The organism is Sphingomonas sp. P4_D12 (assembly GCF_056401895.1).
Window position 1 is genome coordinate 542,037 of the sequence record NZ_JBFUIL010000006.1, and the last position, 19,958, is coordinate 561,994.

The 19,958-nt window shown below is 65.6% G+C and carries 25 protein-coding genes; 12 read left to right on the plus strand and 13 right to left on the minus strand.

Annotated elements, in window-relative coordinates:
- Positions 1–60 precede the first annotated feature (60 nt).
- A complete protein-coding gene (locus AC1DSD_RS15215; protein ID WP_478031254.1) occupies positions 61–219 on the minus strand; it encodes a DUF1674 domain-containing protein in 159 nt (52 codons plus the stop codon).
- Positions 220–309: 90 nt separating this feature from the next.
- Between AC1DSD_RS15215 and AC1DSD_RS15220 the strand changes: the two genes are divergently transcribed.
- From AC1DSD_RS15220 to purH, 5 genes are read left to right on the plus strand one after another with little or no spacing between them, the layout of a single operon-like run.
- Positions 310–504 carry a hypothetical protein gene (locus tag AC1DSD_RS15220; protein WP_478031256.1) on the plus strand — a complete coding sequence of 65 codons (195 nt, stop codon included), beginning with the start codon at positions 310–312 and terminating at the stop codon, positions 502–504.
- On the plus strand, positions 497–1,750 hold the full coding sequence (locus AC1DSD_RS15225; RefSeq protein WP_478031257.1) for an RsmB/NOP family class I SAM-dependent RNA methyltransferase: 1,254 nt from the start codon (positions 497–499) through the stop codon (positions 1,748–1,750). Before AC1DSD_RS15220 ends, AC1DSD_RS15225 begins: the two co-directional genes overlap by 8 nt.
- An 8-nt stretch (positions 1,751–1,758) precedes the next feature.
- Positions 1,759–2,421: a ribulose-phosphate 3-epimerase gene (gene rpe, locus AC1DSD_RS15230; RefSeq protein WP_478031259.1), complete on the plus strand. Its 663-nt coding sequence runs from the start codon at positions 1,759–1,761 to the stop codon at positions 2,419–2,421.
- The gene (locus AC1DSD_RS15235; protein WP_478031260.1) at positions 2,418–4,142 is read left to right on the plus strand and encodes a heparinase II/III family protein; all 1,725 of its coding nucleotides are present in this window, start codon (positions 2,418–2,420) and stop codon (positions 4,140–4,142) included. Before rpe ends, AC1DSD_RS15235 begins: the two co-directional genes overlap by 4 nt.
- A gap of 43 nt (positions 4,143–4,185) precedes the next feature.
- Complete coding sequence (purH, locus tag AC1DSD_RS15240; RefSeq protein ID WP_478031262.1) at positions 4,186–5,763, plus strand: bifunctional phosphoribosylaminoimidazolecarboxamide formyltransferase/IMP cyclohydrolase; 1,578 nt, start codon at positions 4,186–4,188, stop codon at positions 5,761–5,763.
- Positions 5,764–5,952: 189 nt separating this feature from the next.
- On the opposite strand, the gene AC1DSD_RS15245 is transcribed toward purH, so the two are convergent.
- From AC1DSD_RS15245 to AC1DSD_RS15295, 11 genes are all read right to left on the minus strand, one after another.
- Positions 5,953–6,453, minus strand: coding sequence for an MmcB family DNA repair protein (locus AC1DSD_RS15245; protein ID WP_066589447.1), 501 nt, complete (start codon positions 6,451–6,453; stop codon positions 5,953–5,955).
- A 50-nt stretch (positions 6,454–6,503) separates the two neighbouring features.
- The gene (locus AC1DSD_RS15250; RefSeq protein ID WP_478031264.1) at positions 6,504–7,175 is read right to left on the minus strand and encodes a cell wall hydrolase; all 672 of its coding nucleotides are present in this window, start codon (positions 7,173–7,175) and stop codon (positions 6,504–6,506) included.
- Between the two features lie 157 nt (positions 7,176–7,332).
- Entirely contained in the window at positions 7,333–7,668 is a 336-nt protein-coding gene (locus AC1DSD_RS15255; protein WP_478031266.1) for a DUF1491 family protein, read from the minus strand.
- Positions 7,665–8,132, minus strand: a complete 468-nt coding sequence (locus AC1DSD_RS15260; protein ID WP_478031268.1) for a PaaI family thioesterase — start codon at positions 8,130–8,132, stop codon at positions 7,665–7,667. The genes AC1DSD_RS15255 and AC1DSD_RS15260 overlap by 4 nt, the downstream gene beginning before the upstream one ends.
- Positions 8,122–8,589 carry a PTS sugar transporter subunit IIA gene (locus AC1DSD_RS15265; RefSeq protein WP_478031270.1) on the minus strand — a complete coding sequence of 156 codons (468 nt, stop codon included), beginning with the start codon at positions 8,587–8,589 and terminating at the stop codon, positions 8,122–8,124. Before AC1DSD_RS15265 ends, AC1DSD_RS15260 begins: the two co-directional genes overlap by 11 nt.
- Before the next feature lie 26 nt (positions 8,590–8,615).
- The gene (gene hpf, locus AC1DSD_RS15270; RefSeq protein ID WP_478031272.1) at positions 8,616–9,200 is read right to left on the minus strand and encodes a ribosome hibernation-promoting factor, HPF/YfiA family; all 585 of its coding nucleotides are present in this window, start codon (positions 9,198–9,200) and stop codon (positions 8,616–8,618) included.
- Between the two features lie 58 nt (positions 9,201–9,258).
- Positions 9,259–9,957, minus strand: coding sequence for a DNA polymerase III subunit epsilon (gene dnaQ, locus AC1DSD_RS15275; RefSeq protein WP_478031274.1), 699 nt, complete (start codon positions 9,955–9,957; stop codon positions 9,259–9,261).
- 8 nt (positions 9,958–9,965) lie between these two features.
- On the minus strand, positions 9,966–10,559 hold the full coding sequence (gene coaE / locus AC1DSD_RS15280; RefSeq protein ID WP_478031276.1) for a dephospho-CoA kinase: 594 nt from the start codon (positions 10,557–10,559) through the stop codon (positions 9,966–9,968).
- Complete coding sequence (locus tag AC1DSD_RS15285; protein WP_478031278.1) at positions 10,556–11,359, minus strand: shikimate dehydrogenase family protein; 804 nt, start codon at positions 11,357–11,359, stop codon at positions 10,556–10,558. Before AC1DSD_RS15285 ends, coaE begins: the two co-directional genes overlap by 4 nt.
- Positions 11,356–11,946 carry a Maf family protein gene (locus tag AC1DSD_RS15290; RefSeq protein ID WP_478031280.1) on the minus strand — a complete coding sequence of 197 codons (591 nt, stop codon included), beginning with the start codon at positions 11,944–11,946 and terminating at the stop codon, positions 11,356–11,358. Before AC1DSD_RS15290 ends, AC1DSD_RS15285 begins: the two co-directional genes overlap by 4 nt.
- Positions 11,943–12,755, minus strand: coding sequence for a pyruvate, water dikinase regulatory protein (locus tag AC1DSD_RS15295; RefSeq protein ID WP_478031282.1), 813 nt, complete (start codon positions 12,753–12,755; stop codon positions 11,943–11,945). Before AC1DSD_RS15295 ends, AC1DSD_RS15290 begins: the two co-directional genes overlap by 4 nt.
- Positions 12,756–13,041: 286 nt before the next feature.
- On the opposite strand from AC1DSD_RS15295, the gene hemE reads away from it, so the two are divergent.
- The 5 genes from hemE (at position 13,042) to AC1DSD_RS15320 (ending at position 17,568) form a co-directional block, all read left to right on the plus strand.
- Entirely contained in the window at positions 13,042–14,085 is a 1,044-nt protein-coding gene (hemE, locus tag AC1DSD_RS15300) for a uroporphyrinogen decarboxylase (RefSeq protein ID WP_478031283.1), read from the plus strand.
- Entirely contained in the window at positions 14,085–14,522 is a 438-nt protein-coding gene (locus AC1DSD_RS15305) for a CopD family protein (RefSeq protein WP_478031285.1), read from the plus strand. Before hemE ends, AC1DSD_RS15305 begins: the two co-directional genes overlap by 1 nt.
- Positions 14,523–14,673: 151 nt before the next feature.
- Entirely contained in the window at positions 14,674–15,930 is a 1,257-nt protein-coding gene (gene rho / locus AC1DSD_RS15310) for a transcription termination factor Rho (RefSeq protein WP_066805204.1), read from the plus strand.
- 301 nt (positions 15,931–16,231) lie between these two features.
- A complete protein-coding gene (locus AC1DSD_RS15315; protein ID WP_478031286.1) occupies positions 16,232–16,885 on the plus strand; it encodes a YjbE family putative metal transport protein in 654 nt (217 codons plus the stop codon).
- A 47-nt stretch (positions 16,886–16,932) separates the two neighbouring features.
- The gene (locus tag AC1DSD_RS15320; RefSeq protein WP_478031288.1) at positions 16,933–17,568 is read left to right on the plus strand and encodes a TerC family protein; all 636 of its coding nucleotides are present in this window, start codon (positions 16,933–16,935) and stop codon (positions 17,566–17,568) included.
- Between the two features lie 21 nt (positions 17,569–17,589).
- Here AC1DSD_RS15320 and AC1DSD_RS15325 read toward each other — a convergent pair whose 3' ends face one another.
- Positions 17,590–18,291, minus strand: coding sequence for a dienelactone hydrolase family protein (locus AC1DSD_RS15325; RefSeq protein ID WP_478031289.1), 702 nt, complete (start codon positions 18,289–18,291; stop codon positions 17,590–17,592).
- 103 nt (positions 18,292–18,394) lie between these two features.
- Between AC1DSD_RS15325 and AC1DSD_RS15330 the strand changes: the two genes are divergently transcribed.
- Positions 18,395–18,625, plus strand: coding sequence for a DUF6489 family protein (locus tag AC1DSD_RS15330; RefSeq protein ID WP_066824160.1), 231 nt, complete (start codon positions 18,395–18,397; stop codon positions 18,623–18,625).
- A 23-nt stretch (positions 18,626–18,648) separates the two neighbouring features.
- Positions 18,649–19,929, plus strand: coding sequence for a tRNA uridine-5-carboxymethylaminomethyl(34) synthesis GTPase MnmE (mnmE, locus tag AC1DSD_RS15335; protein ID WP_478031291.1), 1,281 nt, complete (start codon positions 18,649–18,651; stop codon positions 19,927–19,929).
- Positions 19,930–19,958: the final 29 nt, after the last annotated feature.

Here is a 19,958-nt window from a genome sequence, read left to right on the forward strand (position 1 = left end):
GCGGCCCGGTGGACCCCGGGACAAGCCCGGGGCGACGATTCAGCTGCAGTGCAGGCAATCCTAGAAATCGACCGCGATGCCCTTCAGCGTCCAGTCGCCGTACCGCGTCGGATCCTTGCCCAGCGGATCGTCCTTGGACGGCTCGACCTTTTCCGGTTCGGGCACCGGCGGGCTCGGCGTGAGGTAAGCGGGCGGCTTGACGTGCGGCGGGCGGGGCATGATGGGTCCATTGATTGAACGCTGGTCGTCGACGGGCCACATTGGAGCAGCAAGCGGTCGGCGCAATAGCAGATCGTGCCGGAGGGCCTTTTGGGCAGTTTAATAGCAGAATTGTTCGTCGACGCGATCCTCGACACATTGATGTGGGGCACAGGCGCATTCGTGCTGAAAGTGATCAGGCCGGATCGGCCAGTCAATAAAATCGCCGCCACTGTCCTGGGCCTGATCATCTGGCTCGTCGGGATCGCTGCGCTCTTCACGATCGGATATTTCCTGCTTGTCTAATCCTCCGCTGCCCCCCGGCGTCCCCGCCCGCCAGGCCGCGCTTCGCCTGCTCGATGCCGTGCTTCGCCGCGGCGAGACGATCGACCAGGCGGCGCCGCGCGTGCTCTCCAGCCTGAAGGCGGACAACGACCGCGCGCTTGCCCGTGCGATCGCGGCGGAAGTGCTGCGGCATCTGCTGGATCTAGACGCGCTGATCGATTCGGCGACGCAGCGGCCATTGCCGCATGACGCCAAGGCGCGGTTCGCGCTCCGCATCGCACTCGCCCAGTCGCTGCGGCTCGGAACACCGGGGCATGCGGCGATCTCGACCGTGCTGCCGCTGGTCGATGGCGGGCCGCGCAAATTGGTCCATGGCGTGTTCGGCACGCTCGACCGGCGCAAGGCGACCTTGCCCGAGCCCCCGACTCTACCCGACGCCGTCACCGCGCGCTGGCAAGCGGCCTGGGGCGACGACATGGTGCAGGCGGCGCGACGCGCGATCGCCGAGCCGCCGCCCGTCGACCTGACCCTTGGCGGAGAGGAGGGGCCTGAGGGTCTCGAGTTGATGCCCGGCCAACGCCGCCTGCCGCGCGGCACCGCGATCCCCGATTTGCCCGGCTTCTCGGACGGCGATTGGTGGGTGCAGGATCTGTCCGCCGCGATCCCGGCGCGCCTGCTCGGGCCGGGGAAGGGGAGCGCGATCGACGCCTGCGCCGCGCCCGGCGGCAAGACGATGCAGCTCGCCGCCGCCGGCTGGGGCGTTACCGCGATCGACGCGTCGGAAAGTCGTCTGGCACGACTTCGCGACAATCTGGCCCGCACGCATTTGACGGCGGAAATCATCGCCGCCGATGTCGCTTTCTGGTCGCCGCCGGCACCGGTCGACGCGGTGCTGCTCGACGCGCCGTGCAGCGCGACCGGCATTTTCCGCCGCCATCCCGACGTGCTCCATCGCGTCCACCCGGCGATCATCGAGGAAGCGGCGCATTTGCAGCGCCAGTTGCTGGTCCAGGCGGCAGGTTGGGTAAAAAAGGGCGGCACGCTCGTCTACGCTACTTGCTCGCTCGAGCGCGAGGAAGGCGAGGAGCAGGCCGAGACGTTCCTCGCCGCCAACCCCGATTTCGCTATCGATCCGGTCCGCGCTGACGAGCTTCCCGCTGGAATCGCCCCCGATCCGCGCGGCTGGGCACGCATTCTGCCCGGCGTGTTGGAAGAACAGGGCGGTTGCGACGGCTTCTTCATTGCCCGATTCGCGAGGGCTGGTTAGAGCAGGGCATGTCCCATCCCGTCCGCATTGCCCCGTCGATCCTGAGCGCCGATTTCGCCAAACTGGGCGAGGAAGTTCGCGCGATCGATGCCGCCGGCGCCGACTGGATCCATGTCGATGTAATGGACGGACATTTCGTCCCCAACATCACGATCGGCCCGCAAGTGGTGAAGGCGATCCGCCCGCACACCGCCAAGCCGCTCGACGTCCATCTGATGATCGCGCCGGTCGATCCCTATCTCGACCAGTTCGCTGAAGCCGGCGCCGACACCATCTCGATCCATGTCGAAGCGGGGCCGCATACGCACCGCAGCCTTCGCCATATCCGCAGCCTGGGTAAGCGTGCGGGGGTCGTTCTGACGCCGCAAACCCCGGCCAAGGCGCTCGATTATCTGATCGAGGAAGTCGATCTGGTGCTGGTGATGAGCGTCAATCCCGGCTTTGGCGGGCAGAGCTTCATCCATTCGGCGCTGCGCAAGATCGAAGCCGTGCGCAAGATGATCGACAAGCAGGGGCTCGACGTCGACCTGGAAGTCGATGGCGGGATCGATCGCGAGACCGCGCCTCAGGTGATCGCGGCGGGTGCCGATGCGTTGGTCGCGGGCACGGCCACTTTCCGCGGCGGGCCAAGCGCCTATGCCGCCAATATCGCGGCGTTGAGGGGCGGGTGACCGACGAGCGCGCGCCAGACGGCATCGACGAAGGCAAGCGGCTGATCCGCATCGGGAGCAGCGCCGGCCTGTCGCTCGCCGACCGGGTTGCCGAACGCTTCCGCAAGCTCGCCTGGCGCACCCCGCTCCACGCCCTTCGGCTGCGCGGCCGCCATCCGCTCAAACTGGTCGCGGTGCCCGAGGATCCGTTCGTCGGCGATCCGCGCCGTGGCAATGCGCTGCTCGACGGACGCATCGCGGTGCGGGGCGACAGCGTGGCGATCGCCGATCTCGATTTCGCCAAGCCCGATTGGTCGAAACCCCTGGCGCATCACCTCCATAGCTTCGCCTGGCTGCGCGACCTGTCGACGGTGGCGACGCGCCCGGTCGGCGTGCCGATCGCCGAGACGATCATGCGGCTGTGGCTGGAAGTCCATGCCGACAAAGTTAGCGAACCCGCCTGGACGCCCGAATTGTGGGGCCGCCGCATCCTCCACTGGACCGCGCACGCACCGCTGATCCTGTCGTCGTCCGATCTGGTCTATCGCAGCAAGGTGCTCAACACGCTGGCGCGCGGCGCCCGCCACCTCGACCGCAGCGCCGACAAGGCGCCTGCCGGGGTCGCGCGGATCGCGGCCTGGTGCGGGGTGATCTGCGCCGGGCTGCTGATCCCGGGCGGCGACCCGCGCCGCCAGATCGGCGAGGACGGGCTGGAAAAGGCGATCGAAGGCGCGGTGTACGAGGATGGCGGGGTGATCGCGCGCGCGCCGTTGGCGCAGGTTGACATCATCATGCTGCTGACCGCGTTGCGCGAGGCCTATACCGCGCGGCGGCTGGCGCCGCCGGCGACCTTGTCCGCCGCGCTCGGCCGGATGGTGCCGGCGCTACAGGGCGTGTGTCACGGCGATCATGGTCTCTCGAGCTGGCAAGGCGGCGGCCCGATCCGCGGCGAGCGGATCGACGAGATCGTCGCCGCGACGGGGGTGCGCGCGCGGCCGCTGCGCCAGGCGCGCGACTGGGGCTATCAGCGGCTGGCGCAAGCCGAGGCGGTGGTGATCGTCGATGCCGCCCCGCCGCCGGTGTCGCGGCTGGCCGAGGGTGGCTGTGCGTCGACCCTGGCGCTGGAGATGTCCGACGGCGCCGAGCGACTGATCGTCAATTGCGGCGGCGCGCGCGCGGCGATCGCGCAGATTCCGGCGACGCTTTCCGAAGGGCTGCGCACCACCGCAGCGCATTCGACCCTGGTGGTCGGCGACAGCAATTCGACCGCGATCCATGCCGACGGCACGCTGGGCAAGGGCGTCGCGGAGGTCGAACTGGCGCGGCAGGAAAGCAACGGCGCCAGCCGGCTGGAGGCGAGCCATGACGGTTATGCCCGGCGGTTCGGATTCCTCCATCGCCGCCAATTGCTGCTGGCGGGCGACGGCCGCGAATTGCGCGGCGACGACATGCTGTTACCGGCCGGACGCAAGCGCAAGGTCGGCACGATCCCATTCGCGATCCGCTTCCATCTGGGGGCAGGAGTCGAGGCGGCACCGACCGCTGACGGCATGGCGGCACTTCTGCGCTTGCCGTCGGGAAGATTGTGGCAATTCCGCTGCCGCGGCGGGTCGCTGACGATCGAGGAGAGTTTGTGGATCGACCCCGACGGGCGGCCGGTCTCCACCCAGCAATTGGTGGTGAGCGGCGAAGCGGCGGCGGGCGGCGAGAATATCAGCTGGGCCTTGAAGCGCGCGACCTGATCGGCAATGGGGGCGCCAACCAGCCCCAGCACAGGAATTCGCCATGGCCACCGACATCGTCCCCATCCGGCGGGCGCTGCTGTCCGTTTCGGACAAGACCGGAATCGTCGACCTGGCGACGGGACTCGCGGCCAAGGGCGTCGAACTGGTCTCGACCGGCGGCACCGCCAAGGCGCTGCGCGGCGCCGGGCTGGACGTTCGCGACGTATCCGACCTGACCGGTTTCCCCGAAATGATGGACGGCCGGGTCAAGACGCTCCACCCGATGGTCCATGGCGGCCTGCTCGCGGTGCGCGACGATCCCGAGCACGCCAAGGCGATGGACGAGCATGCGATCGGCGCGATCGATCTGGTGGTGGTCAACCTCTATCCGTTCGCGCAGACCGTGGCCAAGGGCGCCGCACGCGACGAGATCATCGAGAATATCGATATCGGCGGCCCGTCGATGGTGCGCTCGGCGGCGAAGAACCACGCTTTCGTCGCGATCGTCACTGATCCCGCTGATTATGCCTTGCTCGAAAAAGGCGAGACCACGCTCGACGAGCGCAAGAAGCTCGCCGCCAAGGCGTTCGCCGCGACCGCGACCTATGATTCGATGATCGCGAGCTGGTTCGGCTTTGCCGACCAGGGCCAGATGTTCCCCGACACGCTGCCGCTCGTCCTCAACCAGCCGACCGTGTTGCGCTATGGCGAGAACCCGCATCAACAGGCTGCCTTTTATCGCCATGCCGGGCCGTCGGCACGCGGCATCGGCCAGGCGCGCCAGGTGCAGGGCAAGGAGCTCAGCTACAACAATCTCAACGATGCCGACGCCGCGCTGCAGCTGGTCGCCGAATTCCGCGACTCCGAACCGACCTGCGTCATCGTTAAGCACGCCAATCCGTGCGGCGTCGCGACCGCGGCGAGCCTCGAAACCGCTTATGCCGAGGCGTTTTCCTGCGATACGGTGTCGGCGTTCGGCGGGATCATCGCGGTCAACCGGCCGCTCGACGCGGCCACCGCGCGCCAGATCACCGGGATCTTCACCGAAGTGGTGGTCGCGCCTGATGCCGACGAAGAAGCGCTGGCGCTGTTCGCCGCGAAGAAGAACCTGCGGCTGTTGCTGACCGGCGAACTGCCCGATCCGGCGCGCGCCGGGCTCGACGCCAAGTCGATCACCGGCGGCTGGCTGATCCAGAGCCGCGACAATGGCCGAGTCACCGCCGCCGACCTCAAGACCGTGACCAAGCGCCAGCCGACGCCGCAGGAGCTCGCCGACTGCCTGTTCGCCTGGACCGTCGCCAAGCACGTCAAGTCGAACGCGATCGTCTACGCCAAGGACGGCGCGACGGCGGGTGTCGGGGCCGGCCAGATGAACCGCCTCGAATCGGCGCGCATCGCCGCCTGGAAGGCCAGGGACGCCGCCGACAAGGCTAGCTGGGCGACGCCGCGAACGATCGGATCGGCGGTCGCATCGGACGCCTTCTTCCCGTTCGCCGATGGGCTGCTCGCGGCGGTCGAGGCGGGCGCGACCGCGGTGATCCAACCGGGTGGCTCGATCCGCGACGACGAAGTCATCGCTGCCGCCGACGAAGCCGGGCTGGCGATGGTGTTCACCGGGATGCGGCACTTCCGGCACTGATTTTCGGTCGTCGATTAGCTCGCACAAAGACACGAAGCCACGAAGATGCTTCCAATAAGTGCGAATTAGGAGGCCGAAATTGAGCCTCGCTTTGCGAGGCTCTTTCTCTCGCCCGTCTCGATTGGATTCGGTAGTGGCCGTCAGGCAGTCCACAAATCTTCGTGGCTTCGTGTCTTTGTGCGAGAAAAATTACTCCGCCTGAAGCAGGAACCCCAGTTCAGGATCGGCCAACCCGCTAGCCCTCCGGGCCGCCCGGCGCGCAAAGGCAAGCGTGCACTTCTTGCGCCCCGGCGTGCTCAGGGGATGCGTTGCCGCCTCGCGCAGGATCGCAGCGTCGTAGCGGTCGGCGATGATCACCCCCGAGCGTTCGGGCAGGAACGCTTCGCCGTGCAGCGGGCCATGGTCGAAGCCATCGGGCACGGCCCAGAAGAAGCGGTCGCAATGGTCGAGATAGTCGAACCATTTACCGTCGCCGAGCAGATCGGCGCGCGACACCTTGATCTCGACGATGACGATCTGCCCACGCGAATCGATTGCCATGATGTCGGCACGGCGTCCGCCATCGAGCGGGACTTCGGTCATCGCGGCGAGATCGTGGCGCGCGAGCATGCGAATGACGCCGCGCGCGACGTCAGCCGCGCACAGCGCCTCGGTTCCTGTCGGAGGACAGCGGGGAGACGCATCGAGCATCTCCCCGCTTTAGAACATCACCGGAACATCGGGAAGACCCGATGCGTTTTTTACCGGAAGAAAACGTGGTTGCCGATCGTCGCGACGCGCGGACGGCCCCAGCCCGGCGAGACGCGGCGGGCGTGGAAATAGAGCGCGCCTGGGGTTGGGTTGTCCCACTCCTTGTCCATCGCGACCTGCGCGATGGCCATCGCGGTGCGATATTGCGCGGCCGAACGAATCGCCGGGATCGCGCCACCGCGGATGAACGAGAATTGCCCCGGCTGCTTGACCACACCGCAGATCGTGCGCGGGAAGCGGCCCGAATTGGTGCGGTTGATGATGACGTTGGCGACCGCGAGCTGGCCCGACAGCGGCTCGCCTTTGGATTCGAAATAGACTGCGCCGGCAAGGCACGACAGTTCCGAATCAACGTCGTCGCCAACATCCTGACCGGCGACTGCCGCGGCCAGACTGGCAAACTGCAGGCCCGGCGCGGGCGCCGGCGCCGCCGAACGGACCTCGTCGGAGGAGGTCGGCGCACTGTCACCCGGATCGATCGATGGAACCGGCTTGGGGACTGATGGGTTGATGGCGGTAGTGGTAGCCGTGGTGGCGATTGCCGGGATCAGCGCAGCGTCGCGATCCGCTCCCAGGGCCTTGCTCGAGACGGTGAGGCCGGCGAGCGTGGTTAGTGCAAGGAACGTCGCCGCGAGGTTCGCGGCGCGAGAGGAAAACAGCATTTAGACTTGCTAAAGTGCGGTTGGGGCGCGGACTCGATCGCAAGGAAAAGGATCGCCCGGACCACCACCCGACTGCGTAACCGTTAGGGATCGCACCCCGTCGCGGCACAACGCGGATAATTGGTGATTAATCCCTTGAATTGTGCATCGCAGCAAGTCAATCGCCGACCAGGGTTTCAGCGGCGAACCGTTCCGCCTGCGGGATATCCAGTTCCACTACCCAGAGATCGGGATCGTTTCGGCGCCGTTTCGCCCAATAATCTGTCAACGCTTGCGAATCTCCTTCCGGTCCTACCGCGATCAGCTCGACATCGCCGCTCGGGCCGATGCCCCGTTCCCACAATCTGGCATTCTGGCCGCGATCCTGGGCTACGACGAGCACGGCGCCGGCGGTTGCGTCGCCCTTGGCCAGGACGGTAGCGAAACCGCCTGCCTGGTTCGCACGGCGGACCAGCGCATTGACCAGCGCGCCGGTCGCCAGCCGTGCACTCACGCCGAACGATAGCCAGGCAAGCCGGCCAGGGCGATCGACGAGCGCATGAACGTGCCGGTGCCGCGCGCGACTTCCTCGCCCTGCTCGTCGATCAGCCGCGCCTCGCCAACGAACACACGGCGTTGGCCGCTGACCCACTTGCCCTCGGCGATCACCGGCCCGGCCTTTAACGGCCGGGTGAACAGCAGGTTGAAGGCGGTGGTCAGCAGGAAACGATCGGACACCAAGCTGTTGCAGGCATAGAAAGCGGCGTCGTCGAGCATCTTGAAATAGCTCGTGCCGTGCGCCGCGCCGCCGGCATGATAATAACGCTCGTCGATGTCGAAATGGATCCGCGCCACCCCGCTTTCGGGGATTTCGAGCCGCGACGAGAATAATCGGTTGATCGGCGCCGCGGCATAGAGCGATTCGAGCGCGCGGAAATGCGCTTGGGCACCCGAATCCACGCCGGAGTCAGGCGGCATCCCTGGCCTCGTCCTGGGTCAGCAGGAAATAGAGCGCGTCCTTCGACCCCGCGCCGCGCAATTTGGCGACGAACGCGGCGTCGCGCAGCAACCGCGATACCCGCGCCAGCGCCTTGAGGTGCGCGGCGCCGGCATCGGGCGGCGAAAACAACGCGAACACCAGATCGACCGGCAGATCGTCGACCGCGGCGAAATCGATCGGCCGCGCGAGCTCGACGAACACGCCATGGATCGCCTCGATCCCCTCGATCCGCGCGTGCGGGATGGCGATGCCGCCGCCGAATCCGGTCGAACCGAGTTTCTCGCGCTGGGCGAGTCCCTCGGCCGCGGCCTTGGCGTCGATGCCATAGGCCGTCGCGGCGAGCGCGCCGAGCTGTTGGAACAGCGTCTTCTTGCTCGCCGCCGCCAGCCCCTCGGCAACCGCTTCGGGCCGGACCAGGTCCGACAGGTCGATCATATCGCGCTCTCTTCCGGCCTCTGGCGTTAGCTGGCGCGCTGCGGCTCTACCCAGCCGATCGTGCCGTCGCCGCGGCGATAGACCATGTTGTACGACCCCGTCCCGCTATTCTTGAACATCAGCGCCTGGGTGTTGCGCAGATCGAGCATCATCACCGCGTCGGATACCGATGCCTCGGGCACGTCGACCCGGGTTTCGGCGATGATCAGCGGCGAATCACCGGCTTCGTCCTCGTCGGTCGAATCCTGGAACAGGGTATAGCCGGCATTGGCGGCGGGTTCGGCCTCGCCGTTGACGATCGTCCCGGCCGCCTTGCGATCCTTCAGCCGGCGCATGTAGCGGCGCAGTTGCTTCTCGATCTTGTCGGCCGATCCATCGAACGCGCCGTGCGCATCGTTGCCGTCATTGCTGGCCTTGAGCACCAGGCCATGCATGACGTGCGCGACGACATCGCATTTGAATCGATTGTCGTGCGGGCCTTTCCCGAAAGTCACCTGAGCAGAGATGGCGCGCGAGAAATATTTGTCCGCAATACCCTGGAGGCGATCCTGGACATGGCCCTTCAGCGCTTCGCCCGTTTCAACCTGATGTCCCGAGACACGGATATCCATTTTCTCTTCTCCATTCTTGGCGACGGTGGCGCATTCGCCTTGTCCCTCGCAACGCGCGTCAACCGGACGCCTCGGCCCCCCATAAAGGGTTTTTGAGCGTCGCCACGAACCCGGCGTGGCGCGCCAGTTCCTCCGCGCTCGGCTCGAATACGCGCATCGGCCGTGGTTGGGCGGTGCGCGGATCGATGTCGATCACGGAGATTTCGATTGTTTCCTCGACTTCGCTGACCAGGGTCAGGCCGATCTGGCGGCCGCCGGTCAGCTCGATATAGACTTGCGACAGCAATTGCGCGTCGAGCAATGCGCCGTGGAGCACGCGGTGGCTGCGGTCGATGCCGTAGCGCGTGCAAAGCGCGTCGAGCGAATGTTTGGCGCCGGGGTGGCGCTGGCGCGCCATCGCCACGGTGTCGATCATGCGGTCGAGCGAGATGATCTCGCGGCCGATCTTGCCGAGCTCGCCGTTCAAGAAGCCGAAATCGAAGCTGGCATTGTGCGCGACCAGCCGCGAATCGCCGAGGAACTCGAGCAGCTCGTCGACCTTTTCGTGGAAGCGCGGCTTGTCGGACAGGAAGACGTCGGACAGCCCGTGGACGCGGAACGCCTCGACCGGCATCGGGCGTTCGGGATTGAAATACAGGTGGAAACTGCGTCCGGTCTCGACACGATTGATCATCTCGATACAGCCGATCTCGACCATACGGTCGCCCCCGCTGAAGGAGAGGCCGGTGGTTTCGGTGTCGAAGACGATTTCGCGCATTTGTCCTTTTATCGGTCTTGGCTGGCACGGACGCAAGCTATCACCCTACGCACGGCGGTACGGGTTTGATCCATCGGGCAATCGGTCGCGATAACATGGTCCGCGCGCGCTCTTTTTTCGGCATCGGGGGTCTGGCGAGCGAGAATTTCGGCGAGTCGTTCGCGAGTCATGCCGGGTCGCGCCAGGACGCGCGCCTGTTGGGTTGCGGCGTCGGCGGACACCACCACGACGACATCGACATTGCGGTCGCCGCCGGTCTCGAACAGCAAGGGAATGTCGAACACGACCATGTCGTCGTCGCCATGCTGTGCCAGAAACGCGGCGCGCTCCTCACCGACCGCGGGATGGACGATCGCCTCGAGCCGCTCGATTGCCGCATCGTCGCCGAACACGCGGGCGCCGAGTTCGGCGCGATCGACGCCATCGGGACCGGTCGTGCCGGGGAAAGCCGCCTCGATCGCCGGCAGCAGCCGGCCGCCCGGTCCCTGAAGCCGGCGCACCGTCGCATCGGCATCGAAGACCGCAATCCCTTCATCGGCGAACATCTGCGCCACCGCCGATTTGCCCATCCCGATCGAGCCGGTAAGGCCGATTGTCTTCATGACGTCAGCAACGCCCTCAGCTCGTCGTCGCGATCGCGCGGGGGTTCGGCGCCGAACAGCAGTTCGAAGGCCAAAGCGGCCTGGCCGATCAGCATGTCGAGCCCGTCGACCGTATCGAGGTCGCGCGCCCGCGCCGCCTTGAGCAGCCCGGTTTCGAGCGGCGCGTAAACCACGTCATAGACCACCGCATCGTCGGGCAATGGCGCCAGATCGAGGTCGAGCGGCGGTTGCCCCGCCATGCCGAGCGAGGTCGCATTGACCAGCAAGGCGGCCGGCGGCAGCGGCGCGTCGAGCTTGAGCGCATCGCCCTTGAGCCCGAAGCTGGCGAGCAACGCGGCGCCTTTGAGCGGATTGCGGTTGAGCAACGTGACTCGCCCCACCCCCACGCGAGACAGCGCGAACAGGATCGCACGCGCCGCGCCCCCGGCGCCGACAACCACGATCGGCTGGCCAGCGAGGTCTAGGCCAGAGATCGGCGCGTAGAATCCGGCGGCGTCGGTATTGGTCCCGACCAAAGCGCCCTCCGAGCGGAACGCCAGATTGATCGCGCCGATCGACTCCTTCACCCCGCCGCGATCCTCGACAAAGGCGAGCGCGGTCTCCTTGTGCGGGATGGTGATGTTGCAGCCGAGCCAGTCGGGGTCGGCGGTGCGCGCAGCGAAATAGTCGGCCAGCCCCTCGGGCGTGACCCGGGTGGCGCGATAGTCGCCGTCGAGGCCGAGCGCCTTCAGCCAGAAGCCGTGGATCAGCGGCGATTTGGAATGGCTGATCGGGTCGCCGATCACTTCGGCGTATTTCATGACGTCATTTCCCCCCGCGTGCGCAGATAATCGAGCACCGGAAGCAACGGCATGCCGAGCACGGTGAAATGGCTGCCCTCGATCCGGCCGAACAATTGCACGCCAGGACCTTCGATGCGGAAACAGCCGACACAGCCGGCGATCGCCGGCCATTCGAGATCGAGATAGGCCCGGATGAACGCTTCCGACAACGGACGCACGAACAGCCGCGCGCGGTCGACGTGACGCCAGACCGGCCGGCCCTGTTCGGCGATCACCGCCGCGCTCCACAAGGCATGCTCGCCATTGGACATGGCGCGGAGGTGATCGCCGGCCTGGTCGCGAGTCATCGGCTTGTCGAGCAGCCTGCCGTCGGCGAGCGCGACGATCGAATCGCTGCCCAGCGCTAAGGCCGAGGGATACGCCTGCGATACTTTCAATGCCTTGAGCTGGGCCAGCGCGTCAGCGATGTCGCGGGCCGGCTGGCCGACCATTGCCGCCTTGACGCCATCTTCGTCGACCCGCGCGGGTTCGGCGATGTACGTCACGCCGGCGGCATCGAGCATCGCCCGCCGGGAAGCGCTTTGTGAAGCGAGGATCAGCGTCATTCGTCACCAGCCTGGTCGTTGATCAACGCGACAATTGCCGCCGCGGTCTCCTCGATCGAGCGCCGCGTGACGTCGATCACCGGCCAGCCATTATCGGCGAACATCCGCCGGGCGAAGGCGACTTCTCGGGTCACGGCTTCCTGATCGACATAAGCGGTTTCCGGGGATTGGTTGAGCGATAGCAGGCGGTTGCGCCGCACCTGGATCAGGCGGTCGGCGCTGGTGGTCAGGCCGACGACGATCGGATTTTTGAGCTCGAACAGTTTGGCCGGCGGCGGGCTTTCCGGGACGATCGGGATATTGGCCGTCTTGTAGCCGCGATTGGCGAGGTAGATCGAGGTTGGGGTCTTCGACGTGCGCGACACGCCGGCAAGGACGATATCGGCCTCTTCCCAATTCTCCCAGCCGATGCCGTCATCATGCGCGATGGTGAACTGGATCGCATCGACCCGCGCGAAATAAGCGGCGTCAAGCACGTGCTGGCGGCCGGGACGCGCCTTGGCCTGCTGGCCGAGCAAATTGGACAAAGCATCATTCACCGGATCGAGCGGCGCCACCGCGGGCAGGCCCAATGCGCGGCATCGCGTCTCCAGCGCACGGCGCATCTCGCCCGACACCAAGGTGAACAGCACCAGCCCGGGATTGTGCGCGATCTCCTGCAGGATGCGCTCGAGATGCGCCTCACTTCGGACCATCGGCCAGAAATGCCGGATCGTCTCGACATCGTCATATTGCGCCAGCGCCGCCTTGGCGATGTTCTCCAGCGTCTCGCCGGTGGAATCGGACAGGAGGTGCAAATGGAGCCGCATTTTTCAGCGCGCCGGAAAGCCTGTGGGCAACATCGGGAAAACCGCTAGCGCAAGTCATCCCCTCGGCCAAGCGATGCTCGGCGGTGGATAAAGCCATCGGTCATCCACAACGTCATCGACAGGGGACGTTTCCCCACACAGGCTGTGGATTGCGGGGACGAAAGAATGGAATCGGCGCGGTTGCGTGAGTCCGCTGCCGTCAAGCTGTTGGCATTTGCGGGACGAACGCATAAGCCCCGGCATCCACGCGCCAACAACTACAACAACCTTCTATCAATATATCTATATGACTCTTGGGACCGCCCCGATTCCGGAAAAACTCCTACTCGCGACGTTGCTCGGCGAGCGCCGCGACGTACCTCCGGTCTGGCTGATGCGCCAGGCGGGACGCTATCTTCCCGAGTATCGCGACCTGCGCGCGCAAAAGGGCGGCTTCCTCGACCTTGCCACCGACAGCGAGACTGCATGCGAAATCACCCTGCAGCCGGTCCGCCGCTTCGGGATGGACGGCGCGATCCTGTTCTCCGACATATTGATCGTGCCCTGGGCGCTGGGACAGCGTCTGTGGTTCGAAACCGGCGAAGGCCCACGCCTGGCCCCCAAGCTGGTCGACACTGCGCTTAGCGAGCTTGTGGCAGTACCCGAGCGGCTCGAGCCGGTGTACGAGACGGTGCGACGCGTGGTCGCCTTATTGTCGGCCGAAACTACCATGCTGGGTTTTGCCGGCAGCCCATGGACGGTCGCGACTTATATGGTTGAGGGCCAGGGCAGCCGCGATCAGGGCTCAACCCGGCGCCTCGCCTATCGCGATCCCCAGGCATTCCAGGCGATCATCAGCGCGATCGAGGCGATGACGATCGACTATCTGTCGAAACAGATCGAGGCGGGCGCCGAGGCGGTGCAATTGTTCGACAGCTGGTCGGGCAGCCTGGCGCCGAGCGAATTCGAACGCTGGGTGATCGCGCCGACTGCGCGCATCACCGCGGCGCTGGCCGGGCGCCATCCGACGACGCCGGTGATCGGCTTTCCCAAGGGCGCGGGCGCGAAGCTTGCCGCTTATGCGCGCGAAACTAAAGTCGGCGCTGTCGGGCTGGACGAGACAGTCGATCCGGTCTGGGCCAACGAGGTGCTGCCTAAGGGATTGCCGGTGCAAGGCAATCTCGATCCGCTCGCACTGATCACCGGCGGCGACGTCATGACGTCGGCCGCGCGGCGCGTCCTTGCGGCGTTCGCCGATCGCCCGCATATCTTCAACCTGGGCCATGGCATCCTGCCCGATGCGCCGATCGCGCATGTCGAGCAGCTCCTAAATTTCGTAAGGAATGGATGATGGACTTCCTCGCCTCGATCTATTTGTGGCTCAAGGCGGCGCACGTCATTTTCGTGATCTTCTGGATGGCCGGGCTGTTCATGCTGCCGCGCTATCTGGTTCATCACCAGGACTCGCTCGGCACGCCCGAGGCGGCGAAATGGGTCGAGCGCGAGACCAAGCTGCGCAAGATCATCATGACCCCGTCGATGATCCTGGTCTGGGTGTTCGGTCTGACCATCGCCACGGTCGGCCAGCATTGGAGCGAAGGCTGGCTCCACGCCAAGCTGTTGCTGGTGATCGTGATGAGCGGGTATCACGGTTGGATGACGGCCTATGCGAAGAAGCTCGCCGGCGGCAAAGCGACGCTGACGTCGAAGCAACTCCGCCTGGTCAACGAGCTTCCTGCCCTGTTTGTCGCGCTGATCGTCATCCTGGTGGTGGTGAAACCGTTCTGATCGCCTTGACTTGAGGGAATCGCGCCCATAGATCGTGGAGACGAGCGGTGCCCTTCGGGACGCTCGCTCTCCTCCTTCCTCCAGCATCGTCGCGGTCCTCGCCGACAGAAGCTCGAAAAATCTCCCCCAAGTCACCCGGAATACACCCGAAATGCATCTTAAAGACCTCAAGAAGAAACCCCCCGCCGAGCTCGTCGCGATGGCCGAAGAGCTGGGGGTCGAGAGCGCGTCGACTCTGCGCAAGCAGGATCTGCTGTTCGCGATCCTCAAGGAACAGGCCGAAAATGGCGAGCTGATCATGGGTCTGGGCACGATCGAAGTGCTGCCCGACGGTTTCGGCTTCCTGCGCAGCCCGGAGGCCAATTACCTCGCCGGCCCCGACGACATCTACATCTCGCCCAACCAGGTCCGTAAGTTCGGCCTGCGCACCGGCGACACGGTCGAAGGTGAGATCCGCGCGCCCAAGGACGGCGAGCGCTATTTCGCCCTGACGCGGCTCACCAGCGTCAATTTCGACGATCCCGACGCGGTCCGTCATCGCGTCAATTTCGACAACCTCACCCCGCTCTATCCCGAGCAGAAGCTGACGCTCGATCAGCTCGATCCGACGATCAAGGACAAATCGGCGCGGGTCATCGACATCGTCAGCCCGCAGGGCAAGGGCCAGCGCACGCTGATCGTCGCTCCGCCCCGCGTCGGCAAGACGGTGATGCTGCAGAACATCGCCAAGGCGATCACCGACAACCATCCCGAAGTCTTCCTGATCGTTCTCCTCATCGACGAGCGCCCGGAAGAAGTCACCGACATGCAGCGCAGCGTGAAGGGCGAGGTCGTGTCGTCGACGTTCGACGAACCCGCGCAGCGCCACGTCCAGGTCGCCGAAATGGTGATCGAAAAGGCCAAGCGCCTGGTCGAGCACAAGAAGGACGTCGTGATCCTGCTCGACTCGATCACCCGTCTCGGCCGCGCCTACAACACGGTTGTGCCGTCCTCGGGCAAAGTGCTGACCGGCGGTGTCGACGCCAACGCGCTGCAGCGCCCGAAGCGCTTCTTCGGTGCTGCCCGCAATATCGAGGAAGGCGGCTCGCTGTCGATCATCGCGACGGCACTGATCGATACCGGCAGCCGCATGGACGAAGTCATCTTCGAAGAGTTCAAGGGCACCGGTAACTCGGAAATCGTCCTCGACCGCAAGGTCGCCGACAAGCGCATCTTCCCGGCGATGGACGTCGGCAAGTCCGGCACCCGCAAGGAAGAGCTGCTGGTCGAGAAGAGCAAGCTCTCCAAGATGTGGGTGCTGCGCCGCATCCTCATGCAGATGGGCACCACCGATGCGATGGAATTCCTGCTCGACAAGATGAAGGATTCGAAGACCAACGAAGACTTCTTCGACAGTATGAACCAGTAGCCGAGAACGGCTTGAGCCAGCACCGCTGGCTCAGGACTCGTTCCGGCTCGGCCGGCGGAGCGCAGCTCCGACCGACGGCGCGGATTTACTCCGCGCCGCCCGCCCCCATTGTCGACGAACCAAACGACCCGTCGCCCCGGCGGAGGCCGGGGCCTCAAGCGGTGTTGGACCGTCGCCAGCGGCCCCGGCCTCCGCCGGGGCGACGGCTTCGATGCGATGGCACATCCGACAAGCGTGTCGGCGCGGCTAACCCCGCGCCGTTTTCATTTGCACCCCTCCCCCTCGCTGCTAACGCCTCCCCATGCCGGTCATCGATATCTCCGACGTCTTCACCGCCGCGGGCCTCGCCGCATTGGGCCAGGTCATCATGATCGACCTGATGCTGGCCGGCGACAACGTCGTCGTCCTGGGCACACTCGCCGCAGGCCTGCCCGAAAAGGACCGCAAGCGCGTCCTGTCGATCGGCGTCGGCGTCGCGCTCCTTTGCCTGGTGACGTTCGCGTTCGTCGCGACGCAATTGCTCCACGTCGTCGGCTTGCTGTTCGCCGGCGGCGTGTTGTTGCTGTGGGTGGCGTGGAAACTGTTCCGCGAACTGCAGCACGCGCGGCGGCACAATCAGGCGGTCGCGGCCGATGCCGCCACGCCGGCCCGCGCGCCCAAGAGCTTCGCCAAGGCGGCGTTCCAGGTCGCGCTCGCCGATCTGTCGATGAGCCTCGATAACGTGCTCGCCGTGGCCGGCGCGGCGCGCGATCATCCCACCGTATTGCTGTTCGGGCTGGCGCTGTCGGTCACACTGATGGCGATCGCGGCCAATTACATCGCGCGGCTGATCGAGCGCTATCACTGGATCGCGTATCTGGGGTTGGTCGTGATCCTCTATGTCGCGGGATCGATGATCCACGAAGGGATTGTCGATCCGGCCATCGGGCTTGGACGGTTGTTCGGCTGGATTTGATTAGCCCGGGAACATCCGTCACCTTGGCGGGCTTGTAGAGACCGCCGATGACCATCGCCGACTTCTTCTCCGCCGAATCGCTTGCCGTGCTGGGCGAGGTCGTGGTGATCGACCTGGCGCTGGCGGGGGACAATGCCGTGGTGGTCGGTGCGCTTGCCGCTGGCCTGCCCCACGACAAGCAACGCAAGGTCATCCTGTTCGGGACGCTGGCGGCGTTGGTGCTGCGCGTCCTGTTCGCGCTAGTCGCGACCTATCTACTTAATTTCGTTGGTATTTTGACCGCTGGCGGGTTGCTGCTGCTGTGGGTGGCGTGGAAGATGTGGCGAGAGTTGCGCCATCATGCCGGCCACGACGAAATACATGCAGGGCGCACCAAGACCTTTGGCGGCGCGGTCATCGCGGTTGCGCTCGCCGATGTCAGCATGAGTCTGGACAATGTCCTCGGCGTCGCCGGCGCGACGCGCGACCACCCGGCGATCCTGATCTTCGGCCTGGTATTCTCGGTCGCGCTGATGGGACTAGCCGCCAATTATATCGCGCGCGTGATCGACCGTTATCGCTGGATCGCCTATGTCGGGTTGGCAGTGATATTGTGGGTGGCGTGCTCGATGATTTACGACGGCCTGACCGACCGGCGGATCGGCGTGCTGCCGGCGCTGGGCGTCGACATCAAGTTACCGTAACACTCTGTTATATAAGATAAATCAGTCCAAATTATCGGCGAAGAACGCCATCGTCCGCGCGTCCGCCTGATTGGCAGCCTCTTCTCTCCGGCGGTTGCCGAACTCGGTCGCGAAGCCGTGGTCGACTCCAGGATAGTCGTGCAGCGTGACTTTGGGGTGGTCGTCCAGCCCCTCGTGCATCGCCTTCTGCACCTCGGGGCTGACGAAGCCGTCGGCGCCGGCGATATGGAGCATCAGCGGCCGCGCGATGGCGTGCTTCTCGCGCAACAGGCCGTCCACGCCGACCGCATAATAGCCGACGGTCGCGTCGATATCGGTGCGCGCCGCGGTCATATAGGCCAGGCGGCCACCCAGACAGTAGCCGACCGCCCCGACCTTGCCGCCGCCGACCCGATCGCGCGCGGCATGGATCGCCGCCTCGATGTCGCGGATACCTTGATCCTGATTGAACTTGCCCATATGCTCGAGCGCGGCCTTGAACTGGTCGGGGATATCGGGATCGAGCTCGATGCCCTGCTCGAGCCGCCAGAACAAATCGGGCGCGATCGCTAGATAGCCTGCCTCGGCGAGCTGGTCGCATTTGCGGCGGATGCCGGCATTCACCCCGAAAATCTCCTGGATGACGATGATCGCCGCGCTCGCGCTGCCCCCGGCGGGTTCGGCGATATAGGCATCGAAGCTGGCATCTTTTTCGAGCGTCTCGATCTTGATCGTCGCGGTCATGGCTCTCTCCGAATGGGGCGTTGCGATTGATGGTCCGTCGCGCGCATACAGGTCGTTCAAACAGGTAGCAGCGCGGTCGGCGCGCTCAAGCGGAGTTTCGGCGATGAAGATCAATGTCGAGGTGGATTGCACCCCCGAAGAGGCGCGCCGCGCGATCGGCCTGCCCGATCTGACGCCGATCCACGACAAATATGTTCAGGCGCTGATGGGCGCGATGGACGGCAATATGGTCAAGCCCGAACTGCTCGAGACGATGATGAAGAGCTGGATGCCGATGGGCGATGCCGGGATGCAATTCTGGCGCAAGATGTTCGAGGGCGGCAAGAGCGAGTAATCGCCGTTTGGCGTGACATTGCCATGAGCACGATCTTTGCCCCTTCGTCCGGTCTGCCGCCGGCGGCGATCGCGGTCATCCGTATCAGCGGCCCACAGGCTCTTGCGGCCTCTCGGGCGCTGGCTGGCGATTTGCCTGTTCCACGTGAAGCACGGCTGCGGACCTTGCGTGACCCGGCGAGCGGCGATCATCTCGACAGCGCGCTGGTGCTGGTCTTCCCCTCCCCCAACACCGCGACGGGCGAGGATCTGGTCGAACTGCACGTCCATGGCGGTCGCGCGGTAGTTGCCGCGGTCGAGGCGGCTCTGGCCCGACAGCCGGGATTGCGGCGGGCCGAGCCAGGCGAGTTCACCCGGCGGGCGCTGACCAATGGCCGCATCGATCTTGCCGAAGCGGAAGGCCTTGGCGATCTGTTATCGGCGGAGACCGAATTGCAGCGGCGCGCGGCGCTGGCGATGGCTGACGGCACGCTGTCGCGGCAGATCGCCCATTGGCGCGCCGCGCTGCTTGGACTGGCGGCACGGCTCGAAGCGTCGCTCGATTTTTCGGACGAGGCCGACGTCGACCCGGTGTTGCTCGATAGCATTCGAAGCGGCGCCCGGACGGTGGCGTCCGCGATCGAAGCGGCGCTTAGCGCTCCTGCGGTGGATCGCCTGCGCGACGGCATCCGGGTCGTACTGGCGGGCCCGCCCAATAGCGGCAAGTCGACCTTGCTCAATGCATTGGCCAGGCGCGAGGCGGCGATCGTCTCGCCGATCGCGGGGACGACGCGCGACCGGATCGAGGTGCCGGTCTCGCGAGCCGGCATCCCCTTCGTCTTGACCGATACAGCCGGGCTGCGGGATTCGACGGGCGACGTGATCGAGGCGATCGGAATCGATCGTGCTGGGCAGGCGATCGCCGGGGCCGATCTGGTGCTGTGGTTGGGTGACGAGAACCCGCCCGAGGACCGGATGCTATGGCTCCATGCCCGCGCCGATATGGCCGGCCGTGAGGAAGCGCCGGACGGTGCGGCGCTCGCGGTGTCGGCGGAAACAGGTTCCGGAGTCGAGCAATTGTGGGAGTTGCTGGTCATCCGCTCATCGGCGCTGATCCCCGGCGCGGGCGATATGGCGCTCAATCAACGTCAGCGGGCTCATTGCCAGGAGGCGCTTGAGGCACTTGGTGACATCGGTGCATCGGACGAGCTCGTCGTTGCCGACGCATTGCGGCGGGCCAACGTGGCGCTGGCGCGAATCACCGGCGATGTCGGCATCGAAGCGATGTTGGATGCCTTGTTCTCTAGGTTCTGCATCGGAAAGTGAGTGTTCCACGTGGAACATCCCTGCTAATC